Raw genomic sequence first — 6,781 nt, forward strand, 5'->3', positions numbered from 1 at the left:
GGAGCGCGGGCCCGTCCTTTACGTTGGCTTTCACCGGGACGGGGCGGTGGATGGCTGGGTTTACAACATTGCGCTCCGGGGCCGGGTGGAGTTCCTCATCGCGGCCAACCTGGTGAAGAACCCAATCTCCCGGCTGTTCTTCTCCGGGATCGAGGTGGTGCGCCCAGGCGACGATGGGGCAGCTGCCTCGAATCGCAAGGGCCTGACCCGGGCCGTCTCGCGGCTTGCGGAGGGCGGGGACCTTTTCGTCTTCCCCGAGGGGACGAGCACCCTGGGGCCGGCGCACCTTCCGTTTCAGAAGGGCGCGGCGTTCATCGCGGCCATGGCGCTTCGAAGCCGCCCGGATATTCGGGTCGTCCCCGTCACGGTCCGCTACGGTTCACCGCAGCTCTGGGGCGGGGAGGCGGAGGTCCTGACCGGGCCGCCCCTGGACCTGGAGGACGCGGCGAAGGGCGGGGTCGACGGGATTCACGCAGCCATGACGGAGGCCCTCGAGACGCTGGACCCCGACTTCGCGTCGGAGCGGCCGCAGGAGGAAGCGGAGGCGCTGTCCGCCCTGCTGCCCCTGCCTCCCGCCCGGGGGCTGAGCTGCGCCCGGCGCTTTCTTGCAGGGTTGGATGAAAGGCCCCGGTATCGCTGCGGCGGGTGCGGCGGCGTGGGGAGCCGCGATGTCCTCGTGTCCGGCGCGGAGCTCTGGCGGCAGTACCGGGAGGCGGCCCGGGGGTGCAGGACGTGGCGGGGCGCCGCGCTGTTCCCGAAGCGAGGCATTGTGCCCGAGGCGCTGACGTTTCTGGCGTCCGGCGCCTGTGTCGCGGCCGCTGCGGCGCTGAACGCACCTGCCGTCCTCGCCGGATGGTGGGCCGGGCGGCACATGCCGGATGGGCCCAACGTGGTCCTGCTCTGGAAGGCTCTGGCCGGCCTGACCGTCCTCCTCGTCGCTGCGCCCCTGCTGTGGGGGGTATTGCTCCTCGCCGGAGCCCTTTGGGCCCCGGTGGCGCACGTCATCGTTACGCTTCTTGGCTGCAGGCTGCTGGACGTCATGCGGAGGTCCGGGACGCGCCTGTGGAACTTCTGCTTCCGCCGGGATACGATGTCCCGGGTGAGGCCGCTCGAGGAGGCACTGCATGATGCAGTTATGGCGCAGTACACGGATCCATGAACGTTTTTTCGGGGCCTTTATCCTGCTCACGCTCCTTCGTCTCCTGTGGGCCGTCGGCCCCTTCTCGCCCCACACGCTCGTCTATATGGGGTCCGCGGCGCTGATGGCGGGCGGCGTCCTCCTCACTCGGGGACACGAGACCTCCTGCAGGTGGCGCCTGCGCCTGGCGATCTACCCCATCTTGATGGACGCCCTTTTCCCCCACATGCGTTGGGTGTCCCCCCTCATCAACGAGGGCAGGAAGGACGCTTCCCTACGGGAGCTGGACCGCCGGCTGTTCGGTGGAAGCCTCTCCGTCGTGCTGGAGCCCATGATTCAACCGGTCCTCACGGAGTTCCTCAGCTTTTGCTACATGCTCTTCATGGTCTATCTGGCTGTCTGTATCCTGGATTATCTGTTTTCCGATCTTCTCCTGGCCCGGACCTTCTACGCGGGGATGTTCTCCATATACGGAATCGGCTACATCGGCTACACCCTGGTCCCGGCGCTGGGTCCCTACCTCGCCTTCGCCGGGGAGTTTTCCGTGCCCCTGAAGGGGTACTGGATGACGGACTTCCTGGCCACCTGTTACCCCTATGGGACGAATGGCACGGACGTGTTCCCCAGTCTGCACTGCGCGGTGAGCGCCTATATGCTCTTCTCGGACTGGGTGTGGCAGAGGAAGCGGTTCTGGCTGTTCCTGATCCCCTGTGTCGGAATATGGTTTTCCACGATCTACATGCGCTATCATTATGCTGTGGACGTCCTGGCGGGCTTCGTGCTGGCGGCGCTGGGACTTCTCGTCGAGCGCCGCGAAGCCCGGGCGCTCCGTGCCGAACGGTAAGGGAGGTCCTTCCATGTCCTATGTCCTGAAGTTCAGCGACCCCGAGGCGGAGCTGCTCCCCCGAAGCGGGGGCAAGGGTTCCAGCCTCTCCAAACTTTTTCGCGCCGGATTTCCGGTCCCGCCGGGCTTTATCGTTACGCCGCAGGGATACGCGGAGTTTTTCGCGTCGGTCCCCGGGGCCTGGGAGGCCGTGGAAGCCCTGCCCTTCGACAGTCCCGACAGGCTTGTGCCCGCCGCTGCGGCGCTGCGGGAGCGGATGAAGGGCGTCCTCCTGCCGGCGGGGCTGGCCGCCGAGGTGCGGGAGGCCCTGACCGGCATGGAGCCCGGCGCGTACTCCGTGCGCTCCTCCTCCACGCTCGAGGACCTCGCGGGAGCTGCCTTTGCCGGGCAGCACGACACCTATCTGAACTGCGTCGGCGCGGAGGAGATCCTGGACAGGATACGCGCCTGCTTCATCTCGCTCTGGCAAGATCGGGCCGTGGCGTACAGGCACTCGAGGGGCTTCGGGCAGCGCGGGGCCGCAATGGCGGTGGTCGTTCAGAGGATGGTGCGCTGCGACACGGCTGGCGTCGGCTTCTCCGTGGATCCCATTGCTGGGCGGGATGCGATGCTCATCAACGCGGACTGGGGGCTTGGGGAGTCCGTCGTCGGGGGCGAGAGCGAGGTGGACCAGTTCGTGGTGGACCGAAAATCCCGCCGAGTCGTCTCCTCCTTCATCGCGCATAAGGCCCGGAAGATCGTGTCCAGCGACTGCGGGACAGGCACGGAGACGGTGGAGGTTCCGGGGGAGGAGGCGGACCAGCCCTCCCTGGGCGAGGGGCAGATCGCCGCGCTGGGGGACCTGATGCTGAAGGTCGAGTCCTTCTACAACTTCCCGCAGGATATCGAGTGGGGCTTCGAGGGGAAAGAGCTCTTTCTGCTTCAGTCCCGGCCCGTCACCAGCATTGCGCCCCTGTGGACGCGGGACGAGTCGGCGGAGCGCTACCCCAGTGCCATGACCCCCATGTCCTGGGACCTGATCGAGGAGGGGTTTCACCAGTCCCTGGACCACTCCTTCAAAATGATGGGGTTTCCGCCCCTAGAGGGCAAGTGGTTTGCCCTGTTCGACAACTACGTCTACGGCAACCAGAACGCCGTCCGGTTCTACCTGGGGCGCCTGCCCTTCATGCCCAGGAGCGCGGAGGAACTGAGGGCGGGGATCGGGAGGTTCGTGGAGGAGCATCGCTGGGCGCTGTTTCTGCCCGCGGAATGGCGCCGTGGCCTCGACCGCTATCTCCTGCGTCTGGGCGCTCTGGGTGCGGAACCCCTGGGCACGGACCCGGCGGAGCTGTGGGATTACGTCTCCCGCATCTGCGCGGCCGGCGGCGAGTACTTCCGTCCCAACATCGCCATCTCCATCACGCAGTCCATCCTCTACCGCTCCCTGCTGTGTTTTCTGAAGCTCTTCGCGCCGGAGGAGGCCATGGAGCTCTTCGACCGCATTACCGCTTGCTGCGAGACGAAGACCGGCCTGGTCAACCGGGACCTCCAGCGCCTGGCGGACCGGATCCGCGCGGACGGGGAGCTCCTGCACCTGGTGCGGGGGATGGATTCCCGGGAGCTCCTGGAGTCCGGAAAACTGGAGGCCTGGCCGGCCTTTGCGGAGGCCTTCCGGCGCTTTCTGGAGGACCACGGCCACCGGGAGGTGGAGTTTGATCCCTACATCCCGACCTGGTCGGGGGCGCCCTGGGTGGTGCTGGACGACCTGAGGCTGATGGCCGCATCCCCGGAGGAGTGCGACGGCATGCAGGTCCGGGCGACGGCCTCCGAGGCGGAGGACCGTCTCTTCGCGCTGGTCCCGGAGGACCTGCACCTCCTCTTTCGCGAGATTATCCGGCTGGTGCGGCTCTACACGGAGCTGGACGACGAGGAGCACTATGAGACTACGCGGCTGCACCTGCTGATCCGCCGTGGCCTTTTCGCACTGGGGCGTGCGCTGACCGCGCAGGGGGTGCTGGCGGACCCCGGGGATATCTTCTTCGCCCGAAGGGCCACGATGGACGCCTGTGTGTCGGGGGCGACCCCGTGGGAGGCGCTGAAGCGGGAGGTCGGTGAGAACAAGGCGGCCTACGAGGCGAACCGGAAGCGCGCCCCCAGGTGGACGCTGGGACCGGATGGGGAGGAGCAGGGGCCCGGGGACGGAGCGGGGGAGCTGAACGGCCTTGCGGGCAGTCCGGGCATGGCGGAGGGTCCGGTTTTCATCGTCCGCTCGTCGGACGACTTCGCGTCGTTCCCCCCCGGGGCGGTGTTGGTGGCCCGCACGACGAACCCGGCCTGGACGCCGCTCTTCCACGCGGCCTGCGCCTTGGTGACGGAGAGCGGCGGCCCCCTGTCCCACGGGGCTGTGACGGCGCGGGAGATGGGCATTCCGGCCGTCATGTCCGTGCGCGGGGTGCTCGGCGTTCTGAGGGACGGGGACAGGGTCCGCGTGGACGGGACCCGAGGGCAGGTCCTGCGGCTCTCCGAGGTCAAACCGTTCGGGGCCGAGGGGTTAGCGATGAGGACCCCGACGTCGGATGTCAAGGAGGTTGCCAGGTGAAAAAACTCATATGCGCTGCAGGACGTCTTATCCTGAGGCTTTTGTTCCGCGTGGAGGTCCGCGGCATGGAGAACTACCGCGTGGCGGGGCCCCGGGCCGTCATCATGCCCAACCACGTCTCGCTGCTGGACCCGGCCCTGGTGGCGCTCTTCATTCCCGACGAGCCCGTGTTTGCCATCAACAGCCTTGTGGCCCGGTGGCGGTGGGTGCGGCCCTTTCTGGCCTTGTTCCGCACCTGGTCCGTGGACCCCACGAACCCCTTTGGCCTGAAGGGCCTCATCGAGGAGCTGAAGCGCGACCAGCATTGCGTCATCTTCCCCGAGGGGCGTATCACCACTACCGGCAGCCAGATGAGGGCCTTCGACGGCGCGGCCATGCTGGCCGACAAGACGGGAGCCGTGCTGCTGCCCCTGCGCATCGAGGGGGCCCAGCTCTCCCGGGCGTCCTACCTGCGGGGCAGGTTCCCGGTGCGTTGGTTCCCGAAGATCACCCTGACCTTCCTGCCGCCCCGAAAGCTGGATATCCCGCCGGAGGTGAAGGGTCGGCGGCGGCGCGCCATGGCTCAGACGTTCCTCCAGGACCTGCTTCGGGACGCGGCGTGGCAGGTGCGGGACAGCGGGCGGACGTTGTTCGGCGCCTTGCTGGACGCCCGGCGGCTCTATGGCCGGCGGCGGGTCATCGCAGCGGACATCGGCCGGAAGCCCGTGACCTACGACGGGATGGTGAGGGCGGCTCTGGCCCTGGGAAACCTGTTCGGCGGGCGCTTCAACCCCGGGGAGCGGGCGGGGCTCTTGATGCCCAGCAGCGTGCCCACGGCGGCCCTGGCCCTGGGGCTGTCCCGGCTGGGACACACGCCGGCCATGCTGAACTGCACCGTCGGCGCGCAGAACGCCCTGGCCTGCTGCCGGACGGCGGAGATCCGGACGGTGATCAGCTCACGGCGTTTCGTGGAGGCGGGGAAGCTCGGTGCCCTGGTGGAGGCCATGGAATCCGCGGGGCTGAGGTTTCTGTGGCTGGAGGATGAGGCTCGGGCCCTGGGGTTGAGGGCGAAGTTGACGGCCTGGTTCCAGGCGCGCTTCACCACGCCGGAGACCGCTGGCGGGCCGGACGATGAGGCGGTGGTGCTCTTCACCTCCGGATCGGAGGGAACGCCCAAGGGCGTGGCCCTGAGCCATCGGAACATTGTCGCCAACCGGGACCAGCTCATGTCCTCCGTGGACTTCCGTCCCAGCGACGTGGTGCTGAACGCCATGCCCATGTTCCACGTGTTCGGCTTCGTGGTGGGCACCATCATGCCCCTGCTCAGCGGGATGTACACCTTCTACTTCCCGTCGCCCCTCAGCTACCGGGCCATCCCCCTGGTGGCCTACGACATCAACGCCACCGTCCTCTTCGGTACGGATACCTTCCTCTACGGCTATGCCCGCAGCGCCAGCCCCTACGACTTCTACAGCGTGCGTTACGTCTTCGAAGGGGCGGAGAAGCTGCGGGAACGGACGTCCCGGATGTGGAGCGAGAAGTTCGGCATCCGCGTCCTGGAGGGGTATGGCACCACGGAGACCTCCGTCGTGTCGCTGAACACGGCCCTGCAGTGCAGCGCGGGTACGGTGGGCCGGGTGCTGCCGGGGCTTGAGGCGCGGCTCGAACCCGTGGTCGGCCTGGAGGGCGTCGGGCGGCTCTTCCTGCGGGGGCCCAACGTGATGATGGGCTACCTCCGCTCGGAGCGGCCCGGTGTGCTGCAGCCGGTGGAGGACGGGTGGTACGACACGGGGGACATCGTCCGCCTGGACGAGCTGGGCTTTTTGAGCATCCGGGGGCGGGCCAAGCGCTTCGCCAAGATCGGCGGGGAGATGGTGTCCCTGACCGCGCTGGAGGAGGAGATGGAGCGCCTGTGGCCCGGCGTCCGCTGCGCCATGGCCGTCGTCCGGGACGAGCGAAAGGGCGAGCGGATCATCCTGGTGACGGAGAAGAAGGACGCGTCCCGGGAGGAAATGACGGCACACCTGAAGGCCGCCGGCTACGCGGAGGTGGCCATTCCGAAGAAGCTCCTGTCGGGGGTGAAGCTGCCGCTGTTGGGCTCCGGCAAGACGGACTATCCGGCCCTGGACCGCCTTGCATCGGAGACGGCGGAGTGAGGTGTCGGCGCTGACGTTCGGCAAGTCGAAATCCTTTCCAGCTTCGTTTTTTTCCGGTCTTTGGCGCGCTCCCCTGAACGGGGCTT

4 protein-coding genes are annotated in these 6,781 nt (G+C 67.7%); all 4 read left to right on the top strand.

Annotated elements, in window-relative coordinates; genetic code table 11:
* On the top strand, window positions 1-1,159 hold a 1,159-nt coding region (locus ACO41U_RS09495; RefSeq protein WP_485943471.1), incomplete at its 5' end, for a 1-acyl-sn-glycerol-3-phosphate acyltransferase.
* Window positions 1,125-1,982 (top strand): phosphatase PAP2 family protein, encoded by an 858-nt coding sequence (locus tag ACO41U_RS09500; protein WP_485943473.1) that lies wholly within the window; start codon window positions 1,125-1,127, stop codon window positions 1,980-1,982. The genes ACO41U_RS09495 and ACO41U_RS09500, both read left to right, overlap by 35 nt.
* Window positions 1,983-1,995: 13 nt before the next feature.
* Window positions 1,996-4,560, top strand: a complete 2,565-nt coding sequence (locus ACO41U_RS09505) for a PEP/pyruvate-binding domain-containing protein (RefSeq protein ID WP_485943475.1) — start codon at window positions 1,996-1,998, stop codon at window positions 4,558-4,560.
* Window positions 4,557-6,695 (top strand): AMP-binding protein, encoded by a 2,139-nt coding sequence (locus ACO41U_RS09510; RefSeq protein WP_485943477.1) that lies wholly within the window; start codon window positions 4,557-4,559, stop codon window positions 6,693-6,695. The genes ACO41U_RS09505 and ACO41U_RS09510 overlap by 4 nt, the downstream gene beginning before the upstream one ends.
* The last annotated feature ends 86 nt before the right edge of the window (window positions 6,696-6,781 follow it).

The sequence above is a fragment of the Fretibacterium sp. genome (assembly GCF_057312375.1).